The 23,928-nt window shown below is 40.9% G+C and carries 16 protein-coding genes; 5 read left to right on the top strand and 11 right to left on the bottom strand.

Features of this window, described 5'->3' with window-relative positions; translation table 11 throughout:
• Window positions 1-236: 236 nt before the first annotated feature.
• Complete coding sequence (locus SOM16_RS07675) at window positions 237-1,121, bottom strand: LLM class flavin-dependent oxidoreductase (RefSeq protein ID WP_320463622.1); 885 nt, start codon at window positions 1,119-1,121, stop codon at window positions 237-239.
• Between SOM16_RS07675 and SOM16_RS07670 the strand changes: the two genes are divergently transcribed.
• Window positions 1,030-1,425: a hypothetical protein gene (locus SOM16_RS07670; protein ID WP_320463407.1), complete on the top strand. Its 396-nt coding sequence runs from the start codon at window positions 1,030-1,032 to the stop codon at window positions 1,423-1,425. The two genes, SOM16_RS07675 and SOM16_RS07670, sit on opposite strands and share 92 nt — an antisense overlap.
• 130 nt (window positions 1,426-1,555) lie before the next feature.
• On the opposite strand, the gene SOM16_RS07665 is transcribed toward SOM16_RS07670, so the two are convergent.
• Together SOM16_RS07665 and SOM16_RS07660 are read right to left on the bottom strand one after the other, a co-directional pair.
• Entirely contained in the window at window positions 1,556-1,993 is a 438-nt protein-coding gene (locus tag SOM16_RS07665; RefSeq protein WP_320463406.1) for a nuclear transport factor 2 family protein, read from the bottom strand.
• A gap of 134 nt (window positions 1,994-2,127) precedes the next feature.
• On the bottom strand, window positions 2,128-2,709 hold the full coding sequence (locus SOM16_RS07660) for a Crp/Fnr family transcriptional regulator (RefSeq protein ID WP_320463405.1): 582 nt from the start codon (window positions 2,707-2,709) through the stop codon (window positions 2,128-2,130).
• Between the two features lie 341 nt (window positions 2,710-3,050).
• On the opposite strand from SOM16_RS07660, the gene SOM16_RS07655 reads away from it, so the two are divergent.
• The gene (locus SOM16_RS07655; protein WP_320463404.1) at window positions 3,051-4,169 is read left to right on the top strand and encodes a Gfo/Idh/MocA family oxidoreductase; all 1,119 of its coding nucleotides are present in this window, start codon (window positions 3,051-3,053) and stop codon (window positions 4,167-4,169) included.
• A 178-nt stretch (window positions 4,170-4,347) separates the two neighbouring features.
• Here the strand turns inward: SOM16_RS07655 and SOM16_RS07650 are convergent, their stop codons facing one another.
• The 4 genes from SOM16_RS07650 to SOM16_RS07635 all read right to left on the bottom strand — a co-directional run bounded on the left by SOM16_RS07650 (window position 4,348) and on the right by SOM16_RS07635 (window position 9,397).
• Window positions 4,348-4,710 (bottom strand): response regulator transcription factor, encoded by a 363-nt coding sequence (locus SOM16_RS07650; protein ID WP_320463403.1) that lies wholly within the window; start codon window positions 4,708-4,710, stop codon window positions 4,348-4,350.
• Between the two features lie 435 nt (window positions 4,711-5,145).
• The gene (locus tag SOM16_RS07645; RefSeq protein ID WP_320463402.1) at window positions 5,146-5,466 is read right to left on the bottom strand and encodes a hypothetical protein; all 321 of its coding nucleotides are present in this window, start codon (window positions 5,464-5,466) and stop codon (window positions 5,146-5,148) included.
• 289 nt (window positions 5,467-5,755) lie between these two features.
• Window positions 5,756-6,526: a hypothetical protein gene (locus SOM16_RS07640; RefSeq protein WP_320463401.1), complete on the bottom strand. Its 771-nt coding sequence runs from the start codon at window positions 6,524-6,526 to the stop codon at window positions 5,756-5,758.
• 399 nt (window positions 6,527-6,925) lie between these two features.
• Window positions 6,926-9,397, bottom strand: coding sequence for a glycoside hydrolase family 95 protein (locus SOM16_RS07635; protein ID WP_320463400.1), 2,472 nt, complete (start codon window positions 9,395-9,397; stop codon window positions 6,926-6,928).
• A gap of 163 nt (window positions 9,398-9,560) precedes the next feature.
• On the opposite strand from SOM16_RS07635, the gene SOM16_RS07630 reads away from it, so the two are divergent.
• Window positions 9,561-12,140: a glycoside hydrolase family 2 protein gene (locus SOM16_RS07630; protein ID WP_320463399.1), complete on the top strand. Its 2,580-nt coding sequence runs from the start codon at window positions 9,561-9,563 to the stop codon at window positions 12,138-12,140.
• 68 nt (window positions 12,141-12,208) lie between these two features.
• On the opposite strand, the gene SOM16_RS07625 is transcribed toward SOM16_RS07630, so the two are convergent.
• Both SOM16_RS07625 and SOM16_RS07620 read right to left on the bottom strand, forming a co-directional pair.
• Window positions 12,209-12,790 carry a sigma-70 family RNA polymerase sigma factor gene (locus tag SOM16_RS07625; protein WP_320463398.1) on the bottom strand — a complete coding sequence of 194 codons (582 nt, stop codon included), beginning with the start codon at window positions 12,788-12,790 and terminating at the stop codon, window positions 12,209-12,211.
• A 225-nt stretch (window positions 12,791-13,015) separates the two neighbouring features.
• On the bottom strand, window positions 13,016-16,960 hold the full coding sequence (locus SOM16_RS07620; RefSeq protein ID WP_320463397.1) for a two-component regulator propeller domain-containing protein: 3,945 nt from the start codon (window positions 16,958-16,960) through the stop codon (window positions 13,016-13,018).
• A 514-nt stretch (window positions 16,961-17,474) separates the two neighbouring features.
• Between SOM16_RS07620 and SOM16_RS07615 the strand changes: the two genes are divergently transcribed.
• Window positions 17,475-20,648, top strand: coding sequence for a TonB-dependent receptor (locus tag SOM16_RS07615; protein WP_320463396.1), 3,174 nt, complete (start codon window positions 17,475-17,477; stop codon window positions 20,646-20,648).
• A 19-nt stretch (window positions 20,649-20,667) separates the two neighbouring features.
• Window positions 20,668-22,338 (top strand): RagB/SusD family nutrient uptake outer membrane protein, encoded by a 1,671-nt coding sequence (locus tag SOM16_RS07610; protein WP_320463395.1) that lies wholly within the window; start codon window positions 20,668-20,670, stop codon window positions 22,336-22,338.
• 240 nt (window positions 22,339-22,578) lie between these two features.
• On the opposite strand, the gene SOM16_RS07605 is transcribed toward SOM16_RS07610, so the two are convergent.
• Both SOM16_RS07605 and SOM16_RS07600 read right to left on the bottom strand, forming a co-directional pair.
• Window positions 22,579-23,427, bottom strand: a complete 849-nt coding sequence (locus SOM16_RS07605; RefSeq protein WP_320463394.1) for an alpha/beta hydrolase — start codon at window positions 23,425-23,427, stop codon at window positions 22,579-22,581.
• Window positions 23,428-23,460: 33 nt separating this feature from the next.
• On the bottom strand, window positions 23,461-23,922 hold the full coding sequence (locus SOM16_RS07600) for a nuclear transport factor 2 family protein (RefSeq protein WP_320463393.1): 462 nt from the start codon (window positions 23,920-23,922) through the stop codon (window positions 23,461-23,463).
• Window positions 23,923-23,928 lie beyond the last annotated feature (6 nt).

Raw genomic sequence — 23,928 nt, 5'->3', positions numbered from 1 at the left:
GTTCAAAAACCACCCCACCCTGCGGGCACCCCTCCAATGGAGGGGAATTGCAATCGCCTTGCGCTACCGCCATTAAATTTCAACGCGCTAATCCGACATCAGATCCAAGCCTTAATTTATTCATCAGTTGTACATTTTTTCGGAAATAGAGACAGGATTAGAAATATGCAGTTTGAGAAGCGCTTTCATTTCTTTGTCTACCGGGTCTCAACTTGCCAATAACTCATCTCCATGGGTTAAGTTAATAAAGGAATGACCTTGTTGCCAATAAGTGCTATTGAATCCATTAACTGCGAATGGGTTAAGCCTGCATTATCCATTTGGAAAGTAAATCTGGAAACGCCTCCCAAATCTTCACTAAACCGGAGAATTTTATCTGCTACCTCATTGGGCTCACCTACCAGCAAAGCTCCATTTCTACCAACTTGTGCATCAAAATGAGCAGTGGTAATTGGAGGCCAACCTCGCTCCCTTCCCATTCGGGTAAAGGTTTCAGCATAACCAGGGTAATAATTTGCCAGTGCTTTTTCTTTACTATCGGCAACATAACCTAAGGAATGAACGCCAATTTTAAGTTTCTCGGGCGCATGTCCTGCTTGTATTCCTGCTTCCCTGTAAGCATCAACCAGCCCTCTAAATCTTCTGGTTTCTCCACCAATGATGGCGATCATCAATGGTATTCCTAATTTGCCAGCTCTTATAAAGGATGCCGGCGTACCCCCTACGCCAATCCACAAAGGCAATTGATCATTATAAGGTCTCGGATAGATGGATTGATTGTCCAGTGGAGGTCTGAATTTCCCCGACCAGGTCACCTGTTCATTCTGTTGGATCTGGATCAACAGTTCCAATTTCTCTACAAAAAGCTCATCATAACGCTGAAGATTATATCCAAACAAAGGAAAGGCTTCAGTAAAGGAACCACGGCCCACTACTAAATCGATTCTTCCTTTCGAAATAAGATCAAGCGTGGCAAACTCCTGAAAAACCCTTACTGGGTCAGCCGCACTTAATACCGTAACGGCACTAGTGAGCCTGATTTTTTTTGTTCTGGCGGCAGCGGCAGCTAGAATAACTACGGGTGCAGAATCAAAAAACTCACGACGGTGGTGTTCGCCAATACCAAAACTTGAAAGCCCGGCCTGGTCTGCGTATTCAATCCTGGTTAATAACTATTCCAAAACATCTGCGCCATCTGCAGATTTTTGGGTGGTACCTGATGCAAAACTGTCTATTCCTATTTCCATTACACTCTTTTTTAAAAATTATATCCTATCGCCTTCGTTTATTTGTGCTGCTAACCCAACATTTGCTTCCAAAGCCACCAAGTCTGAATTGTTTCACTCACAATTCCCTTGGCCTTTGTTAGCTGCCTGCATAGTTAACAGCTACAGCAAGAGTCCTTTACCAAACGAAGCGCATTAGCACGGCCTATACTTGTTGCAACACCAGTAATTGATGTAATCCTACTTGATGTGCTCATCATTTTCTGCCATAGCAATAATCGTCACATTGGCAGTTGCATGGCTTTCTAAGAAAGCCATGTTGCAGATATTTATTCAACAGCAAAACTTCCACCACTCATTGCTTTTTGAAAAGCCTGTGGATTCCAGTATTCACGGTAGTTTACAATAAGTCCATCACGGAAAGTTACGAAAGTGGCATAGCTCATTTCATACGGATTTCCGTTACCGATTACCACACCCGAAGCGCTCCACTCTGCGATAGCAACATGCTCATCATCGGTACCATAAATTTTTAAAGTTGGCAGTGATTTCACATCGATATAACTTGGATAATCTTTTAAGTAAGCATAAAGTGCTTCACGCCCTTCAAATCGTGCTTGTGAACCTTCTGGTGCAAAAGGGAATTCAGCCACTACGTCTTCAGCACAAAGCTCCGACCAGCCTTTCATATCCTTAGCTAAAAATGTGTCTAAACTGTTGCGAATTAGTTGTACGGCCGTGCTATTTTTTGAATTGGTATTTTCCATTGTCTTTAAATCTTATTTTAATCTTTATTGATTTGACAATACAAAATTGCAAAAGAAGCAACCACTCTGAAGATGAGATATAATAAAAAAAACCGTTGATAATTGTCAACGGTTTTGCTAAAAATTAAATGATGTTATTTTACAGATTGCTTTCGTATCCTGCTTAAGGTCTCTTTGGTGATGCCCAAAAAGGAAGCAATAAGGTGTTGCGGAAATCGCTGAATAAACTGTGGGTGATTACTGGCAAATTCCTCATAACGCCTTTCTGCAGTACTACTGATGGTAGAATTTAGCCTTCGTTGATTCGCGATGGCATTTCTTTCGTCCATTAACCGTATCATTTCCACAAGAGCAGGGATTTTAGACATCAAACTAAGCATTTCAGCTCTTGTAATAATAAGCATCTCCGTATCTTCCCATGCATCAATATTAAAAACTGATGGTGTGAGCATAATCATACTTTCACGGTCGCTTGCCCAATAGTTTTCTACAAAAATATGTACAACATGCTCAACGCCTTTCTCATCAACACTATATTGCCGCATGGCACCTTTAACAATAAAAGCACTGTACTTACATACATCACCTTCCTGCAAAAAGTATTGTTTTCTCCTTATTTTTTTTGGTTGAAATGCAGTTTTCACCAATTCTTCTTCTTCGCTGGTTAGTGGCAGCGTATTATGACTGTTAATATAACTGATAAGCTGTTGATGCATTGATGTCTGGTTAAATTATAGCTCCGCAATTTACATAATAGTTTTGTTACATTGGTAGCACAAATTTGATTAGGATACCTTTGTTTTTCTCCGATAGTAAACCACAAGTTCGGCCAGTTTACCGGAAAAACCAACTATTTCATATTATAGAAGCATAAAATAAATCTAAGATTTTGAGCTCATTATGCCACTATTTTATGGTGTAAACCAAGCTGCAAACCACATCACTAAAACTAAACGCCCCAAATCCATGTTAGCTTTCATGATGTAGATCAACTAATTAAACGGCAAAATAGATGATCGCGTATATTGCTGAATAGATACATAACCACCATGGGCATATGAATACCAGAAGAGATTTTCTACAAAAAATAGGTGCATCAGCATTAATGCTGCAATTAAGTTCAATAACCGCTTTTTCAAATACTCCCGGCCAAATTGAACAGCCTTATCAAGGCAAGGTACTTAGGGTAGCCATTATGGGTTTGGGTGGATATGGAACCCGCGTAGCAGAGGCCATGAAAGCCTGTACCAAGGCGAAGCTGGTAGGTGTAATTAGTGGTACGCCTTCAAAAATTAAAGACTGGCAAGCCAAGTACAACCTCCCGGAAAAAAATTGTTACAACTATGAAAACTTCGATCAGGTAAAAGACAATCCAGATATAGATGCGATTTACGTGATAACGCCAAATGCACTGCACCATAATCAGGTTATTCGTGTAGCAAAAGCAGGGAAGCATGCCATCTGCGAAAAACCGATGGCATTGAATGCCAAAGAAGGGCAGGAAATGATAGCCGCTTGTAAAAAAGCAAATGTAAAGCTACTGGTTGGCTATCGCATGCATTTTGAACCCCAGACGCTGGAAGTGATCCGAATGAGAAATGCAGGTGATTTCGGTAAGATTATGTTTTTTCAGGGACAATGTGGTTTTAAAACAGGCGATCCTAATCAGTGGAGATTAAATAAAGCACTCGCTGGCGGAGGATCAATGATGGACATTGGAATCTATGCAATCAACGGGGCAAGATATATGGTAGGCGAAGAGCCAATCTGGGTAACGGCTCAGGAAACCAAAACCGACCCAATAAAGTTTAAAGAAGGGGTAGATGAAACCATACAATTTCAATTGGGTTTTCCGAGCGGTGCAGTAGCTTCCCTGTTGTCTAGTTATAACATCAATCACTTAGATCGGTTTTTTATGAGTGGAGACAATGGATTTGCAGAACTCCAACCTTCTACCGGCTATGGCCCAATTACAGGTAGAACGCATAAAGGTGAACTGACGCAGCCAATAACCACTCATCAAACGGTACAAATGGATGAAATGGCCACTATTATCTTCGAAAATAAACAGCCTGTAGTTCCTGTTAACGGTGAAGAAGGCCTGAAAGATCTTAAAATTATTGATGCGGTATACCAGGCAGTAAAAACAGGAAAAAAAGTCACACTAACGGCTTAGCTAAAACACATTTAAAGTGGGTCGTGTTGATTTAATTACGTCAAGAAAAACAAATTATCTACTTTTGACCCCTAAGTGATGTTATAGAAATCTATACCGGGTACTAGACTCAATAGAATTTGCAGCCTTTTATAATCGCGTTAAAGATTTAAAATTTCGAACAATTTAAGTTCGCCAATTAATTTTTAATGGCGGTACTAATTTGATGAAGAAAGGAATCTATTTCAAAGGGTTTTGCAACGAAACCTTTAGCCTCGCAAGCGGTTCTAATCTGTAACTCATTAAAATTTGCACTCATCATTATTACTGGTATAAGACGTGTATGATCTTCTTTTTTTAGTGAGTTACATACATCCATACCATTCCCATCCGGCAGCATCACATCCAAAAGGAAAAGATCAGTGAGCTCATATTGGTTCCTTTTCATAAACTCATTAATATTTTGGAAACTTTGCACATCATAATTTTCTTCAGATAGAATTATGGTGATGATATCTCTTATCCCCTCGTCATCCTCTAATACACATATTCTTTTTTTCATTATCCCAGTCTTTCTAACTTATACAATCATTTAATAAGGCTATTTGTTTTACTAATGATCATTAATCTAATTATAACGGTTTTACTGAGCATGAAAGGCAAGAGATATTCGAAAAGTTCTACCGTATGGAAAATTTAAAGAAGCGGGAATCACAAAGTGGGATTGGCCTATTCTGGTGATCAAGGTTTTCCAAACCATAACCCATGAAAATTGGAAACAGTGATTATAATTTCCTGCTTTTTGTAAACATGATCGAAACCACCAAAAGTACCTTTTAATTGTACTCCAACTGAATTTTAACCAGCGAACCTATTGCTTTTGCTGATTGTCCTCGATCAGCTTCACTTCGTGAATAGCAAGAGTTTGTTTAATTATATCTGCATCTTCCTGGCAATTGCCCGGTAGCCAGAACAAAGGAGAAAGCAAATTACCTTTTTAATGAATATCCTGCTTAAGTAATGTTACTTGCTTTTGTTCATTGCTTGCAAGCTCTTCATGTTGTTTAACCGCATCCGCTGCAATTGTAATTATTCCGCCCATCACCATCAAAAAACCTATTCTTTGCAATGTATTTTCTGAACGTTTAGACAGTCGCGCTCTATCAGTTAAGGCAAACTTGTGAATACCCTGAATGCTTCTTCGAAGATATTTGCGGCGCAGAATCAAAGCGACAAGCGTAATGCCAAACAAAGTGATAACCGTTCCAAAGATTTGTAGCTGAGTAAATAAAACTATATCTGTTAATTCATTTATCATACTGTATCGACAAATTTGGAATAAAAATGTTTTGAATTTAATAATTCAAACCTGACCCCAGGTAATGTATTTACCTGCAATGTAGTACAGCATACAGACGAAAGCAAGCCTGAGTCTTATCACCACCCGCGCCTGAAACCTGGACATTAAATAAAATTACAAAAGGTTGTAATTGATTAACGCCAACCTGAATAAAACACCCAATAAGCTAATTTTTTAAATAACTTCAGCTATTTATCAGGCAAGGCTCAATAGAGAAGGTTTTTGTGACTTGCCATTGCAAAGCAAATCAAAGCGTTTTGCCTGTACATGCTTCGATGAATTTTAATCCAAGCTCAGAAAAGCCATACTGCAATTTATCACCTGAATCAAATGTTTGAAGATCATTTTTATCAGCAATAATCACCACGTTTTCCTGATGAAGCGGGAATCTGACAACTTTAAGGATACCGAGTTTGGTCAGGCTGGATAATTCCGAATCATTGAGCCTGTCCGTGGGAAATACTTTTGCATGCGCTTTGGTATTAGAGAGTTCACTATACTTCCTGTTGTATTGTAAATTGTTTAACTCATATTCAATAGCCAGGATTCTGTCTGATAGGATAACCTCTTTAATACTGATACCCTTGCTACTATCCATCAATTTAAATAACGATGCCTTCAGTAACTTTAATTTGCGCTTCAAATCTCCGATCCTGGTCGCATTAATATTGCATAAGTCCTGCATCTCCTTCCTTAATTGATGCACGTGGGTAATCATTTCCAGTAATGCCTCTTCTAAAAAAAGGTATTCTTCCCTGGAAATCTGGCTTAATATATTGAAGAATATACTCGGAGTACAATCAGGGTTCGCCTCCAACACTATCCTTATTGGAGCAGACCAATCGTTTTGGATACCATGATCTAATTCCGTTTCAGCTATTTCCAGGAGTGATAGCTGTAGCGCTGAAATCTTTTCTTTCGTTAATTCCAAGTCTTTGCTCAATGCATTTCCCTGAATGCTGATCTGATTGATACCTGGTCGAATTAAAAGATCTGATTGCTTAAAGTGTGCCCACATATGTTTATATTAATCAAATACAAACAACCTATTGCCGAAGACGTTTAATACGAAGAAATTTCTAGACAACCGATGTTTGAAAGGCCAAATGTAGTATTACTTAAAATACAAAATATTAAACTTTTGTCAGTTTTTGACTTTTATCAACATTAATTTATGAATTACAGGTATCCAATCAAAAACCCAGGAAGGTTCCCATTGCAATATGATCAGGTTTCCCACCACTAAACTATAAAGCTGGCCAATACTCGTGGAACTGACGAGAGCGAAGAAAGGAGTTAATTGCGGATCGTTTTAGTGTTCGTTTTTCTGAAACAGCATAATTTAGATATAGAAATGGGCTCACTGAAGAGCCCTTTTGAATACCAATAGCCTTACTATCAATATTTTAATTAATTTTTATTTATTTAATAATGGTATCTTGGATATTAGACGATAGGTTTTTCCTTTATCTGTTGGAAAAGTGGTTAAGTAAAATCTACCTTCCTTAATTGTTTTTATACCTGGGAGATATACCGGTGCGCTTGTACGCACTTTGCAAGGAAAGCCATTTATTGATTTTATCGTTGTGGCTTGCAATTGTCCATCTTTCCACTGCAAACCCACTTCAAAGCCACCACGTGCTTTTAATCCGGTAACATTTCCAACCGGCCAGGCATCAGGTAAGGCTGGCAGCAAGTGTATTTCATCGTTGCTGCTTTGTAGAAGCATTTCTGCCATACCAGCGGTCGCACCAAAGTTCCCATCGATTTGAAAAGGTGGGTGTCCGCAGAATAAATTAGCATAAGTACCACCAGCATCCGACATGTTTACTTTATAGTTTGTTGTTGGCCTCAGCAAACGTTGCAGTAGCGAATATGCCCGGTTTCCATCTTCTAGCCTGGCCCAGAAATTTATCTTCCACGCCAAAGACCAGCCTGTTCCTATGTCAGTACGTTCTTCCAAGGTTTTTCGCGCCGCTAAAGCTAAACCAGGCGTTAGCTCCGGATTAATTTGAGTTCCAGGATACAAGGCAAAAAGATGCGAAACGTGACGGTGAGTAGGTTCCCTTTCTTTAAAATCTTCTGGCCATTCCATTAATCTCCCATCTTTAGCAATTGTGGGCGTGGCAAGTTGAGCGAAGACTTCTTTAACTTGACTTTGGAATGCGGAGTGATCGTTCATAATTTCCCCAGCCTGTATTACCGCACTAAAAAGTCCGCTAATAATTTGCTGATCATGAGATGGCCCCATTGTAACCGAACCCACCGAACCATCTGGTGCGGTAAATGAGTTTTCAGGAGAGGTAGACGGTCCAGATACCAACTTCCCGGTTTTTGGATCTTTAACCAGCCAGGAGAGGTAAAAATTTGCTGAACCAAGCAACGTTGGATAGATTTTTTTTAAATAAGCTGGATCTCTGTTGAAAGTATAATGATCCCAAAGCTGTTGTGCCACCCAGCCACCACCGGCTACATACATCCCCCAGCCGGTTCCTTCGCCTGGCGACGTAAAACCCCAAACATTGGTTATCGCCTGGCTACACCAGCCGTTTGCACCGTATTGAACACGTGCAGTTTCTTCTCCAGGTTTAACGAGCGATTGGACCAGGTTAGTTAACGGACTAAAACAGTCGGAAAGATTGGTCACATCTGCGGGCCAATAATTCATTTGTAGATTAATATTGGTGTGGTAGTCACAGTTCCATGGGTTTTGTATCTTGTTGCTCCAAATTCCCTGTAGATTGGCGGGCAGGGAGCCGAGGCGTGAAGAAGCAATTAACAAGTACCTACCAAATTGAAAATAGGTTTGCTGTAAACGCAGGTCGTTTTGCTGATGAAGGCGAACATCTGTTGGAATAGTATCTTCACCTTTAACAGCAAGGTCTAACTTAACCCGATCAAATAATGACTTATAGTCGCTTTCATGCCGTTTTTTAAGCGAAGCATAAGGGAGAGCAGCCGCTTTCTGCAATTGATTTAGTGAACTTTGTAACGGATCTCCCGCCTTATAACTGGGATATTGCTGCACATAATTAGTCGCTGCTGTGAGTATCAATGTAACCTCATCGCCATTACGAATAGAGATTGAATGGTCATGAAGACTAATCTTTCCACTCGAAGCAACCGCTTTCAAGCGTGCGGCATAAATCATTCCTGCTCCACCCTTCCCATCGTCGAGCATTCCGCTCATCAATAGATGATTACCTTGTACCTTAGTTGTTGAGCGTTCTGAGCGAGTAAGATTGACATTGAAATTAATAGCTGACTTTTTATTACTCGTGAAGCGGATCACCAGCGCCCGGTCCGGATAACTGGCAAAAATCTCACGCTTAAACCGTATCCCCTTCTGCATGTAGGAGATGGTTACCTTTCCGTTATTTAAATCTAGCTCTTTATGATAATCAGTATAAGGAGCTTCTGTTTGGAAGTCGAAGAACAGATCTCCTAGCGTTTGATAGGAGCCATATTGTTTGCCTGCCGAACCCGGACCTTTACAAACCTGTGTTTGTTCTGTAAGGCGACTGGCTTCTTTATAGTTCCCTGAAAATAGTAGTTCACGTATTTTTTGTAAAGATTCTGCAGCCACCGGATTGTTACTGTCTTGATGACTGCCAGACCAAAGTGATTTTTCATTTAATTGAATCCTTTCCCTATTTACATCTCCATAAATCATTGCACCTAAAAAAGCATTACCCACTGGAAGAGCCTTTAACCATTCCGAATCGCTCTCAAACACATCTTTAACATCTGGCATGGCAGAATTGGCGGGCGTATTATACCAAAGTTTTAATTTTTGGGTGTTTATTTCACGATTTTGAGCCCTACAGTTTAATACAGTAAAAATCATCAAAAATGATATGATCAGTGAATTTAAGATAGTTTTTGCCATGCTCATTAAGGTCCTTTTATTTGATAGACACTATTTATCTAAATTTTTACCCAGTAAAAAAAAATAAATAGAGTAAATTAAGTAAAAATGATTGTCATTAAGTTACAGTGAAGATTTAAAACGGCTTCACAATTTTTGCTATACTCATGTCAATAATTTAAATATGATCAAAAAGCTGCTCCTATCTATTTTCTTATTTCCGATTTTTTGGATCTCTGCTTTAGCCCAAACACCCCGCCAACAACTTAATTTTAACCGTGACTGGAAATTTAAAATTGGTGACCATACCGGGGCGCAATCTATTCACTATAAAGACGCCAATTGGGAAACAGTAGGACTACCTCACTCATTCAGCATGCCTTATTTTTTATCGCCCGACTTTTTTGTTGGCTATGGTTGGTATCGTAAAGAATTTTCGATTCCCTTTTCCAGAAGAGGTAAACGGATTAGTCTCGATTTCGAGGGCGCTTTTCAAGATTTGGAACTTTTCGTGAATGGCAAAAAAGCAGGTGAACATCAAGGTGGTTATACTGGCTTTTCGATTGATATTACAAAATTTCTTCAAACCGGAACTAATACCTTTGCAGTGCGGCTAAACAACATTTGGAAACCTGGCATTGCGCCAAGAGCGGGTGAACATGTTTTTGCCGGCGGTATTTATAGGGACGTTCACCTGGTGATTACTGATGAGATTCATGTGGCGTGGTACGGAACCCAGGTTACCACTCCCGAAGTTAGCGGTGCTTCCGCAATCGTGAAAATTAAAACTGAGGTGGACAACGATGGCTTACTACCCGTAAAATCATTGCTTCATACCAGTATTTTTAATCCGGCCGGAAAAGTAGTTGCTCAGTTCAGTTCAACCAAGGTCATTGCTGCAAAATCTACGGTAACTATTGATCAACAATCTGGTAAATTGATAAAACCAAGCCTTTGGAGTCTGGATAATCCAGCATTGTACCGGGCAGTTTCCACCATCAGCATAGGTGGAAAAGTGAGGGATGTTTACAGTACGAATTTCGGCATCCGTTCTATAAAGTGGACTGCAGATAGTGGATTTTTCCTGAATGGCAAACACATTTACATCAAAGGCGCTAATGTGCACCAAGATCATGCAGGCTGGGGCGATGCCGTAACAAATGCAGGGTTTTACAGGGACATTAAAATGATTAAGGAAGCAGGTTTTAATTTTATTAGGGGATCACATTACCCACACGACCCTTCGTTTGCCGAAAGTTGCGACCAACAAGGGATGCTTTTTTGGTCGGAAAATGCCTTTTGGGGAATTGGCGGTAGTGAGCAAAATCCAGAAGGAAATTGGAATACAAATGCATACCCAGTAGTGGAAGCGGATAGAAAAGCATTCGACAGCAGTGTTTTGCAACAGCTAAGAGACATGATTCGAATAAACCGTAATCATCCTTCTGTTATTGCGTGGAGCATGTCTAACGAACCCTTTTTCACCGCTCCTGCCACTATTGACCCCATGAGAAAATTACTGGAAAAGGAAGTGGCATTGTCTAGATTACTTGACCCCAGCAGACCCGCAGCCATAGGTGGGGTACAGCGACCACTTGACCAAACCAGAATAGATAATTTGGGAGATTTAGCGGGCTATAATGGTGATGGAAGCACGATTCAAGAATTTCAACATCCAGGATTTCCAACAATCGTATCAGAGTATGGGAGCACAACCTCCGATAGGCCTGGAAAGTATGAGCCAGGCTGGGGCGATCTAACAAAAGACAATGGATTAGCAACCTACGCCTGGAGAAGTGGGCAAGTTATTTGGTGCGGATTTGATCATGGCAGTATAGCGGGATCCCGATTAGGTAAAATGGGAATTATAGATTATTTCAGAATTCCGAAGCGTGCCTGGTATTGGTATCGTAATGCGTATGCGCATGTCGCCCCGCCAATATGGCCTTTGGCTGGCATACCGGCTAAACTTTCACTTAAAGCATCGCAAAAAGCAGGGCTTAAAACCGACGGAACCGACGATGTACACTTGTTGGTTCAAGTCACAGACAAAACGGGCAAGGTGATTTCCAACTCACCTGCTGTTACATTTACTGTTATTTCCGGGCCGGGAGAATTTCCGACAGGGCGGTCGATTCATTTTGAAGAAGCCAGCGATATAAGAATTATGGATGGGCAAGCGGCCATAGAATTCCGTTCTTATTATGCAGGTAAAACGTTGATCCGTGCCACATCACCAGGGTTGGAATCTTCAGAAGTAGCGCTTGAATTTATCGGCCCGACACCATACCTTGAAAAGAAAACTCCACAAGTAGAAAAGCGTGAATATGTGCAGTTTAAAAATAGCACCCACAGAAACATACCGCAGCAATTTGGCCGTAATAATCCTACTTTTGCAAGCACAGCGGAAGAGAACCACTCTGCAGGACGCGCTGCCGACGGAGATTCAACTACCTTTTGGCAACCATCAACGGATGATCAACATCCATTTTGGATACTGGATATGGAACGTGGTGTTACGGTTTCTGACGTAAAAATCAATTTCCCTAATACGGCAATCTACCAATATGTGGTAGAAGTATCAGACGATCGTGTGAACTGGAAACCGATCGCAGACCGTTTAAAAAATACACAAGCAGAAAATTCGGAAAATTTAATGATCGAAAAGCAGATTGCTGGTCGGTTTTTAAGAATCCGGTTCGAGAACAAAAATGAGGCAAGGATTAGCGAAGTGGTCATCACCGGACTTCAGGACTTACGTTAACTTCGTCTTGCAGCATATCACTTTAAATTACAACTATTTGATATACAAATTATTAAAATCATATAAACCTACGCCAAGGTGAAATATTTGCCTGGTTTAGCCACCTTTCCCAGATCAGACTTTAACTTAATTGTAGCACGATATAAATGGTTCGCTATAGATTGATACCGAATACCTGTTTTTGCCTCAATTTCACAATAGCTGTAACCCAGATGGTATTTCATCAATAAAACTTCTCGTTGCCGATCGGGCAGGTTGGATAAAGCGGTTTTGAAATTTTTAATGTGCAGCAGATCCGTCTCTCTTTCAATCATTTCCTTTTCCGGAGAGGGATCGCAGAGTGTGGAAGATGTTTCGTGAAGAGAAACCGTGAAGACTGACATTTTCTTGAGATGATTGAAAACAATTGATTTTGCCGAGACCATGAAATATTGATTCACACAATCAATGTCTCCGATCTTGGATCGCTTGATCCACATTCTAACAAACAAATCCTGTACAAGGTCGCTCGCTACATCTTCGTCCTTTGTCAACTTCAGTACAGATCGATAAACACTTGGATAAAGCGCATCATGAATGATTCCAAAAGCCCTTACATCGCCGCCCAAGGCACAGTTCCATAACTGAGCCAGTTCTAGTTTTGTTTTCAATGATTTATTTTTGATTAGATTATTTTCCTCCGCAGAGCTATCACCAGTTAGGTAACATCTTACAGATTAGCACCGCTAAAGTGGCTACTATTTAAAGAAAAAATCAAGCTCAAATAAGTCAATAGAGGTACAGTAATAGACCATTCGGCAGGCAATTATAATGGTTTTTAGCACTTCTACTGATTTAGACTTTTGAGGCAGTGGGTAGGAACAGGTAACAATTGTTTAGTGCAGCACCCGATCTCCCTTTTTGAATACAGGTCGGTTACGCCGCTTAAAATCAGAAGGGTTGGATCCAAATAAGGCCGCAAATTGGGTGCGGAAATACCTCATGCTGCTAAATCCACATATGGTAGCTACTTCGTTAATATTCGACTCTGTGTTAATCAGCAATTCAGCGGCTTTTCGTAACTTGATATAGCGCATAAAATTACTAATGCTATAACCCGATATAGATTTCACTTTTCTAAAAAGATTCGAATGGCTCATACCCATTTCAGCGCAGAGTTGTTTTGTTCCAAAATCAGGATCCATCATACTCTGCTCAACTACCCTTATACATTTAGCTAAAAAATCACGATATTCAGCAGACACGGTGATGTCATTTTTCTGGAGCGTAATCTCATTATAAAAATAGCTGCGCAGGTTATTTCTTATGGCAATTAAATTAGCCACCCGGGCCATCAACACTTCGTTATCAAAAGGTTTACTTAGGTAATCATCTGCTCCCCCATGCAATCCTTTCAGTCTGTTTTCGGATGAAGAAGAACCAGTAAGCAGAATAACAGGTATATGGCTAAGCATTGGATCTCGTTTTAACCATGAACACCACTCAATGCCATTCATTCCCGGCATCATCACATCACAAATAACTAAGTCAGGCTGTTTCTCTTTAACGATAATAATTGCGGTCTCACCGTCTGATGCTTCCACTGTAGCATATTCTTTGCCCAGTATCTCTTTCAGATAATTCCGAAGTTGAGCGTCGTCATCAACCAGTAAAACCAGCTTTTTCTCCAAGAAAATATTTTCCGCTTTAAATTGTGTGGGATTTTCTGGGATGTGTTCTTTTACGGTGTTTCCCTCTTCTATCGGTTCCTGTAAAAATGCTGATTCGAAAGACTCATCTTCGATGATCATTTCGGGCGGGAAGTGTGCCGCCCCCTTTAACAACGTTAAATGAAATGTAGTGCCTTTTCCTATTTCACTTACATAATTAATTTTTCCTTGATGTGCGGCAGTAAATTGTTTCACCAGAAATAGTCCCACGCCAAATCCCGCTTTAATTGGCTTTCCAGAAGACTTGACCTGGTAGAATTTTTCGAATAATTGTTCTCTGGCAGTTTCCGGGATGCCGCATCCGGTATCGCTGACCACGATCTCAAAGCTGGAAGGACGGTCATTGATGCCAATCGTTACTTCTCCGCCTGGCGGCGTGAACTTTATGGCGTTGGAGATGAGGTTAAAGAGAATAGTTTCCAGCTTTTCGCGGTCTGCAAAAACAGTTTGTCGTTGGTTTTCTCCTGTGAAGCTATAGTGAATTCCGGCAGATTTAGCATGTTGGATAAAACAAAGATGCACATCCATACAAACCGCATGCAAATCGAGCGGCGATATCTTCATACCCGAGTTCCCCGATTCTGTTTTTCTGAATAACAAAAGTTGATCAACCAGGCTTAACAGGCGCCTTGCATTGCGGTAAATGATATTTAACTCATTACCTTCTGCGTTGGATTTCATTAATAAATCCTTAATTGGGTTGATTATAAGCGTGAGCGGAGTTCGAAATTCATGAGATACACCTGTAAAAAACTGCATTCTCTTTTCATGGATTTCACGTTCCTTTTCTACATCGGCCTTAGCTAATCTAACTTCGTAGACCAAACGGGCTCGTTTAAATTTGTAACGAAGGTAAATGTAAACCAAACTAGTAATAAGGGCGATATATAGGAAATAAGCCCACCAGGTACGGTACCATGGCGGTAAAACCACTACCTTCACCAGCACCTGCTGTTTAATCCACAAGCCGTGAGCATTGGTGCAATTCACACGAAATACGTACGTTCCTGGAGATACATTTGTATAAATCGCTGTGCGGGTAGCGCCGGGGTAGTTCCAGTCTTTATCAATTCCATCCATTTTAAATCGATAACGGATCCTGTTAGCAGATGGATATTCGATTGCCGTATAATCAAATGCAAAAATGGCCTGGGCTAAAGGCACTTTCATTTCAAGAATCTGTTTATCATCTCTCTTTTCAACAAACTGTGGAACCTTTTCTGCGGCACGGTTATTAATCCGAATCCGGGTAAGCAACAGTTCAGGATCTTTCTTTTCCTGGTTGAAGCTTTCGGGAAAAAAAATATTTAGTCCTTTAATTCCACCAAAGGCGAGTTCACCTGAACGGAGTTTTATGCCCGCATTAAAATTGAATTCGTTGCTCAGCAGTCCATCAGATTGGGAATGGGTCCTAAAACGCCGAGTGCTTACCTGCATTCTCGACAAACCACTGTATGTGCTGATCCATAAATTTCCCTGAGGATCGTCTTGAATCGCAAATACCTGGTTATTTGCCAATCCTTGTGCCGTTTTAAACTGCTGTTTGACCTTCATTTTAGTCCGGTCAAATAAGAGCAGCCCCTGATCTGTACCTAACCAAAAGTTTTGATTACGATCCTCCAGAATCGCTCTCACCCAACTTCCAACTGAGTAGGTAATCAGTTGGTGGTTCTTCTTGTCTATTAAGACCAACCCATCTGCACCTCCACCCCACAATCTGCCTAAAGAATCTTCTGTGAGTATTGATATATTCACTTGTGATGACCAGATTTCAAAAGAATCCTTGCTGCGATTGTAAAGATATAAACCACTTTCGAGTGAGCTTGCCCAAAGCTGATGCTCATGGTCTTCATAAATGGTCCAAAACTTTGTGGCAGGTGTATGCTGTGAAGGTTTAAGGACTTTATAGCGATGGAAATCCCGTGTGCCAGCGCTAAAGCGATCTATCCCGCCATCGTAAGTACTTACCCACACCTCACCTTCGAAATCTTGTTCAATTGCCGTGATGAAGTTTCCTGAAAGAGAGTGAGGATTATTGCTTTGATGTTTATAGTTTTCGAACCTTCCCGATATTCTGTCAAGAACACTTAGTCCACCGCCATCAGTTCCTATCCAAAGCTTATTGCCTGGAAGTTCTTCAAGGGAAAGTACAAAGTTGTTGATCAGACTATTAGCATTTCCAGGCTCTCGTTCTATTGACTTAAACTTTGCTTTGTAAGGATCTAGTATATTAACGCCGCCTCGTAGCGTACCAATCCAGATGCGTGATTCTTTGTCTAAAAAAAGCGAAAAAACGGCTTCACTGGACAAAGAAAATTTCCCCGAACCGTTAGATATTGATCTAAGTTGGCCGGTTAATTTGCTCAAAATGAAAACGCCACCACCATCTGTAGCCACCCACACTTCTTGTGGTGTATTCATCAACTGTTTGATGGGTAAATCGGTAAAACGGTTTCGTGCGATGAAAACGGGCAGCGCATTTAATGATTTAAGATCAACATGCGCTAGTCCATCAGGCCCGGCTATCCATAATGTATTGCCATCGGCTACCATCGCTGTGGCCTTTGCAAATCTAGAATCCCTAACAAGAAGTCTATCCTGGCCTTTGGTATATTGGCAAAGACCAGCACCATCAATTAGTGCCCATGTGCCCAGGGAGGTACAAACGATGTCGTTTATGAGGGAGTACCCTTTCTCCGATTTAAAGCGGATAACTTCCCCATTAGCATATGCTCCATTTTTAAAACGGATCAAACCGACCCCCGAAACCGATGCGAAAATATCACCATCTCTGGCGATTTGGATTTTTTCTCCCCATCCCCTCAGTGGCCGCACAGACTTTTCCCCTTTTTTTCTAAAAAAAACGGTTGTAAAGTTCTCAGATACTGGATCGTATAGGTTAATACCGGCACGAGTCCCGATCCACAATTTCCCTAAGCGATCTTCAGCAATAGAACTAATCCAATTGTCGGAGAGGCTATTTTCTGAGTCATTTACTTTTACAAATGTTTTGAAATCTGTACCATCAAATCTGTTTAGCCCGTCTTGTGTACCCATCCAGATAAAGCCCCGGTGATCCTGGTAAATACAGCGTACGGCACTATTTGACAACCCATTTTCGATACCAATATGATCTATTGGAAAGTGTGACTGCCCATTCGAGGATTGGAAAAAAAATAAGGCTATAAAGCAATGAATAAGCAAACGAAACAGCCTGGTTCCGCCACTTAAGCTCTTGATTTGGTTAGGTTTGTTTTTTGAAATTAGCAACATCAATTCTACAGTTCTTCCATATTGCTAATATACACAAATGGGTGAAGATAAACATCTGAGTAAGCTCGATCCTGAAAAATCCATCTTTCCGATTAACTCAAAAGTTGACCGACTTAATCTATAGCAAAAAACGACCAGCAAATAGCTTTTAACCGATTGGGTTGGTTTTTAATGGTACCTGCCTGCCATGTTCAATTGAGCAAAGGCAAACCAAATACCTCACACAAGTTTTTAAGCTAGAATAATATTTGGTTTGATTAAGCCCCGTTTTTGACCGATTTGTGTATGTACAGATCTGTTGTTTCCCTTGATATTAGCTTTATAAAACAAACCAAATATTAAACCAGTTGTTATGAAGAAAAAAATCGAAAAATATGGCGTAAGCCATCTCTTTTCTATGCAAGGACGGAAAATATTCCTCTTTGCCCTATTAGTCACTTTAAATACAGTTCCTCCTTTAGCAGCGTTAGCAGCTCATTCGTTTACTGAATCCGAATGGAACAAGACGGCGAGTGTAAATCGCAATCAAAATCATCCACCATTAACTATTTCCGGAACGATTAAGGATGCAATGGGCAATTTTATTCCGGGCGTTACCATACGGGAGAAGGGACAAGCTACTGCAACTTCAGCTGATGCGAAGGGTAATTTTACCATAACTGTAGCGGATGATGCAATACTTATTTTCAGTTATGTAGGTTACGTTTCGCAAGAAATCCCAGTATCTGGTAAAACAGTTCTTAATGTAACTATGCTTTCTTCAAGCTCAGGGTTGCAGGAAGTGGTTGTGGTGGGGTATGGTACACAAACCAAGAATACGGTTACAGGATCAATCAATACGGTTCCGACCAAGCTGATCACGGGGCGCCCGGTGATTTCTTTAAATAATGCACTGCAGGGCACAACGCCTGGATTGACGGTGATATCCCGTCCTGGTGATGTGGGTAGCGACATTGGAGGCATTACTGTACGTGGACGTGGAAACCTTGGAGCACCAGAACCTTTATACGTTGTAGACGGCGTGATTTTGGATGGTGCATTTTTCTCACGTATCAATCCACGCGACGTGGAGAGTATTTCCGTGTTAAAGGATGCGGCATCTGCATCTATTTATGGATCTCGTGCAGCCAATGGGGTGATATTGGTTACTACAAAGAAAGGCAATAATGGCAAAGCGGTTATAGCCTATAATGGTACCTACGGCCTCCAAAAGGCAGCTTATTTACCAAAGGGACTTGGATCCTATGATTATGCTATTTTAAAAAATGAAGCCCTGACCAATGCTGGCAGATCAGCTCAATACAACCCTGAAGTGCTTCAGAAAATACGGGCACAGTCGGATCCTGATTTATATCCAGATAACGACTGGTATAAGCTAACCCTTCGGGATAATGCACCCCTGCAGGAACACGAAGTAAATGTTTCCGGAGGTGGCAAAACCCGCTATTATGCAAGTGGTTCGTATCTAAACCAGTCATCGCTTTTTCCGGGAAAACAACTTCAGCGTTACTCCCTTCGCTCAAACAGCCAGACTCAGGTCAGCGATAAACTGACTATAGGAACCAATATCTCTTTCATCAGAGATGCAATAAACAATAAAAGCGGTTCTCTGGATTTATCTACCCTTGCCCGGATGACCCCATTGTTTGTAAACAAACAAAGTGATGGTAACTGGGGATCTGTAAATGGCGGAAGTATAGATGTTACGCTTGCTAATAACAACCCCCTTTTTATACTCGAAAATGGAGGTCGATCAAATAGTGCTGCTAACCGTTTGACAGCTTCTGCTGATGCGTCTTTTAAGCCGATAAGTGGATTATCAATTGACGGAAATGCCTCGTATTATACCCAAACAGAAATATTTTCGACATTTACAGCAACCAGGCCTGCAATAATTGATTTTTTTACAAAGCAACCTATCGCGGGTACCGGAGTGAATACCAATAATTTAACTGAAAATTGGTATACAAATTCGAGATTACTCACCCAAGCCACCGTTTCATACTCCAAAAGTTATGGCGAACATAACCTTAAGCTATTAGGAGGTTCTTCTTACGAATATTTCAATGCCCGTGATATTGGCGTGTCTAGAAACAAATTCCCAAGTCAGAACCTGGATGCAATCAATGCCGGCTCATCCGATCCGGCCAATACCTCTGCATCAGGCACAATCAATACCCGTGCATTTGTTTCCACCTTTGGCCGTTTTAACTACGCTTTCAATAACCGTTATTTATTGGAAGCAAATCTGCGCCATGATGTATCATCTCAATTTGCGCCTGGACATCGTGGTGGCACCTACCCTTCCGCATCAGTAGGATGGAGAATAGCTCAGGAGGACTTTATGAAAAATGCAAAGTGGGTAAATGAGTTGAAATTGCGTGGTTCATGGGGTTTACTGGGCAATGTTGGTAACGTAGGCTTCTACGACTACTTCGGTGGTATATCTACAGGTCGTGGCGCATTCCTTAATGGCACATTTGTAGATGGTGCCTGGCCGGGCAGGTTGCCAAGCCCATTTTTAACCTGGGAGAAGAAAGACATGAAAAACATCGGTTTAGACGCTACCATGTTTAATAGAAGTCTTTCCATTCAGCTTGATGCTTATGATGCGCTGACCAAAGATATTCTGCTGAGTAATGGAAATTCAGTTCCGCAGGAAGCTGGGGTGACTAATATTCCAAGCATAAATGCAGGATCTGTAAGAAATAAAGGCATTGAAATTACCTTAAATTACAGCAATAAAATTGGTCAGTTAAACTACTCAATTGGCGGAAACTTTACCCGGATATGGAACAAAATAGAAGATCTCAACGGTTTAAATGAGTTACCACCATCCGGCTTTTACATTAATCGTGTAGGGCAGGCAATTGGTTCGTATTACATGTATCAGGCAAACGGGCTCTTCAAAGACGCAGCGGATGTGGCTGCCTCACCATTCCAGGCTAACGGAACAGGCGCCGGAGATATTAAGTTCGTAGACCAAAATGGTGACCGGATAATTAATGACAAAGATCGTATAGTAGTTGGGAACGACGTGCCATACAAATATTATGGAGTGAACCTTTCTTTAAATTATAAAGGTTTTGATCTTTCTATTATCGGTCAGGGTGTTTTTGGTGTAAAAACCTATCTAGAGGGTGAAGCATCCAATGCCTTCTTTAACGGTTCTGGTGTAAGAGCATACCATCAGGGAAGATGGACAGCAAACGACCCAAATCCGAATGCGGTTTACCCACGTCTTTTACTATCCGAGAACAATACCCAAAATACGGTTACCAATAGCTTCTGGCTTTACGATGCCTCCTACTTCCGAATTAAATCGCTCACCTTGGGCTATAATTTTGCGGAGAAATTATCGAGAAAAGTCGGTGCAAGCAACATCAAGGTTTACTTCACATCAAACAACCTGTTTACTATCCGTGGAGATAAACGTATGAAGGATTTTGATCCCGAGGCACCATCGGGCAGACCATCTTATCCCCAATTGAAGACAAGCTCAGTGGGCCTAAATGTTACTTTCTGATCAATTTAAACATATCAAAATGAAAATTATTAAACTCAAATATATTGGCTGTGGTATCTTATTCACGGTATTTTTTTCGGCCGGGTGCAAGAAAAACCTGGAACAGTTTCCAAATGACATTATTGCTGCAGAAACTTTTTTCAAAACACCTAACGATGCACTCCTGGCTCTAAATGGCTGTTATGGATATTTAAATGGCAGTCAGAACGACATCTATCTGGATGCGATGACAGACGACGCTTACGCCCAATATCCTTGGGAAAGCAATGCAACGGCCGTAGGTGCAGGGAATGTAACGGTCAATCTGGATATGGGTTATGGTGACCGATATAACGGCATACGCAGATTTAACTTTTTCCTTTCCAAGATAGAAAGTGTGCCGATGGATGCAACGCTAAAGAAGCGATATATTGCTGAGGTCAGGGCATTGAGGGCTTTTTCGTACTTCAACCTATCTTCTATTTTTGGTCCGGTACCTTTGATTACCAATGATATTGTAGACCCGCTAGAGGCAAAAGTGGCACCAACGCCTCAAGCCACAGTATTTGATTTTGTATTAGCCGAGTTGAAAGCGGCTGCACCAGACCTGCCAACAGCTTACTCAAATGGTGGCGGTAACGAATATGGACGCATGACTAAAGGTGCAGCCTTAGCTTTGCGCGCCCGTGCAGCATTATTTTACAAAAAATATGATGAGGCTGCCTCAGATTCAAGGGCAGTAATGGATCTGGGCTATAAACTCTTCACAAAGGAACCTTCTGCGGCCGATTTAAGCGAGGATTACAGCCAACTTGTAGATTTTCAGGATAATGCAGATAAAGCAAAATTCTATAAGGGTCTTGTCAGTTATAACCAGCAATTCTGGTCAGTAAACGAGCGTAATAGCGAAGTGATTCTCAGCAGTCAGTATGCTGAAAATATCAATCCGACCAAAGTAACCACGTTTTTATTTCCAGGTACGTTCAATGGCTGGAGCTCTGTTACGCCAACACAGGATCTGGTTAATAGTTATGGCAACCGTAATGGGGATCCTGTAACGACACTACCTACTACCGCACAGCGTGCAGCAAATTACAATGGCGGAAATTATAACGCCCAATTCCTGGCAGAGTTTAAGAACCGTGACACGAGATTATACGCCTCTATCCTATTCCCTGGTAATAAAATATTTATTAACGGCGCTGCGGCAACATTCGTGTGGGGCAAGGGTGGAAACAACAACTCAAAAACCGGTTATAATTTCCGAAAGCTTGCCGATCCGAATTATATACAGGAACAGAACGGAAATAATGATTACCAACTTATCCGGTATGCCGAAGTGCTGTTGACCTTCGCTGAAGCACAAAATGAGTTAACAGGACCAAATCCAGCAATCTATGCGGCTATAGACCAGGTTAGAAATCGTGCAGGCATGCCAAATGTTGATCAGGCCAAATACGGCAATAAAGACAACCTGCGTACCTTGATATTGAATGAGCGTCATATTGAACTTGCAGCCGAGGGAAGAAGATTTCTGGATATTCGGCGACTAAAAATCGCATCTACTGTAGTCAAAGATATTCGTGATATCACCAACGACCTGAGTCAGGTGAGGAAATGGGAAGATAAATTTTACCTATTCCCCTATCCTTTAACTGCTACAGATAGAAATCCAAACCTGCAGAAAGACCAACAGGCAAAAGGTTATTAGCGTTAGAGAGACTGCCCAATTGAAATACCCGAAAAAAAATAATTATTTGAAAGGTAGAGTAAAACAAGCAGTCTCTCTTTATTTTTATTTCATTTTTTTTATCTCGCTATATTCCCTGCATAAAAATCACATTAGATACCTGGAATTCTTTTTTTGCGCATGCCCTACCAAGTATGTCCATCAATTTGGGATCAAAGGATTTATGCATTGGCAGTGATGGTCAAATTAAGTTTACGAGCTTCACCTTGATATCAAATCCTGAATCATTGCTTGCGATTTGATGATCCGTTCATGACCAGCATCAAGATAATTAGTAGAATCGATCAAAGAATTTGAATTTAAGAAGGCCTTCATAAATGAATAAGGAGAAACCAGGTCGTTTGCATCATATGCGACCCAATGTTTGGATAGTTTGGTACTAAAGACTGACCAATCATTGAGATTATAGTGGGAAATTGGTTTTGTAAACCTTTCTTCAAAACGTTCAAAAAAAGTATGTTGAATGGATTTGGGAATATCCAAGGCATCCATACTGGCTTCGAAATTTTTCCCCAGATCAATTAATGGCGCAATGCTGAGCAGCTGTTTGGGATGAATTTTCAGCTGTTCCATTGCAATGATGTTCGCCATCGCACCTAATGAATGTCCTATCGTTACCTCAGGCATACCATAGTGAGCTACAATAGCTTTTACACCCTCCACAAACAGCAACAGACTAGAGAGTTCGCCTTCAGATGCACCATTACCCGGCGCATCGAAAGCAATAATCTCTACATCACCAAGCTGTTCCAGGGCGATGATTATTTCATATAAATCACCCGCTTTTGAGCCCCATCCATGGGTGAGTAAGATTTTTCGACTTCCCTTTCCCCACCTGAAAGCTTGAAAAGTCAGCTCCCGGCCAGAGAAATATTCATCATCTACCTTAAGTGTGGTTTGCTCAGCACGTTCAAGCAAGTTTTCCTGAAAGATGCGCAATGGCATCTTTGGAGCATAACAGATATAACGCAATATCAAATCCTGCAATTGATCCGTATCTTCATCTTTCGAATGCTTTATTTCTGCTATAATTTGCTTGAGGATCTTCATGGTGATAGGTTAGTTATTCAGTACTAATTTCGCTTATTTCATTGCCTCGTTTACCGTCTGGCTATCCACAAACTGCTCAAAGCTGATAATTTTCCCATCTCTTAGTTTCCAGATATGAGCAACTCTTGCCGAAAATGGCTTGCCTGTGATTTTATAAGTTCCAGAATAAGTTCCGTAAGCAACGACTTTGTCATCGCTGGCAACGTAATCTTCCGGAGTAAATTTATAATCGATCCATTCGCTTCCCAACCGGCTAAAAACATTTTTAGTTACTTCGTCCAAGCCGATATAAGTTCCCGCATACGGAAAACCTTTGGCTTCTGTCCAAGAGAGGTTATCAGCCACATGTTTAGCCAGGTTTTTACCATTTTCCTCCGAAGTTTTTCCTTCGTACGTGCTTTTTACTATTTCAAGATTTGTCATTTTATTTTGATTTAAAGAACAGCCTGTTAGCAGCAAACTTGCAACCAACACAACATAAATTGTTAACTTCATTAATTT

It is taken from the genome of Pedobacter sp. CFBP9032, from assembly GCF_034045265.1.
In the GTDB taxonomy this organism is placed as follows: Bacteria; Bacteroidota; Bacteroidia; order Sphingobacteriales; family Sphingobacteriaceae; genus Pedobacter.
Note: the sequence above shows the minus strand (reverse complement) of the source record. Positions and strands in the feature narration are given on the sequence as shown.

Bases quoted from the DNA above. Each gene is read 5' to 3' on its own strand.
- SOM16_RS07650 (WP_320463403.1), bottom strand. From the start codon at position 4,710: ATGAAAAAAAGAATATGTGTATTAGAGGATGACGAGGGGATAAGAGAT.
- SOM16_RS07615 (WP_320463396.1), top strand. From the start codon at position 17,475: ATGAAGAAAAAAATCGAAAAATATGGCGTAAGCCATCTCTTTTCTATG.
- SOM16_RS07660 (WP_320463405.1), bottom strand. From the start codon at position 2,709: ATGCATCAACAGCTTATCAGTTATATTAACAGTCATAATACGCTGCCA.
- SOM16_RS07665 (WP_320463406.1), bottom strand. From the start codon at position 1,993: ATGGAAAATACCAATTCAAAAAATAGCACGGCCGTACAACTAATTCGC.
- SOM16_RS07605 (WP_320463394.1), bottom strand. From the start codon at position 23,427: ATGAAGATCCTCAAGCAAATTATAGCAGAAATAAAGCATTCGAAAGAT.
- SOM16_RS07610 (WP_320463395.1), top strand. From the start codon at position 20,668: ATGAAAATTATTAAACTCAAATATATTGGCTGTGGTATCTTATTCACG.
- SOM16_RS07645 (WP_320463402.1), bottom strand. From the start codon at position 5,466: ATGATAAATGAATTAACAGATATAGTTTTATTTACTCAGCTACAAATC.
- SOM16_RS07630 (WP_320463399.1), top strand. From the start codon at position 9,561: ATGATCAAAAAGCTGCTCCTATCTATTTTCTTATTTCCGATTTTTTGG.
- SOM16_RS07635 (WP_320463400.1), bottom strand. From the start codon at position 9,397: ATGGCAAAAACTATCTTAAATTCACTGATCATATCATTTTTGATGATT.
- SOM16_RS07640 (WP_320463401.1), bottom strand. From the start codon at position 6,526: ATGTGGGCACACTTTAAGCAATCAGATCTTTTAATTCGACCAGGTATC.
- SOM16_RS07655 (WP_320463404.1), top strand. From the start codon at position 3,051: ATGAATACCAGAAGAGATTTTCTACAAAAAATAGGTGCATCAGCATTA.
- SOM16_RS07600 (WP_320463393.1), bottom strand. From the start codon at position 23,922: ATGAAGTTAACAATTTATGTTGTGTTGGTTGCAAGTTTGCTGCTAACA.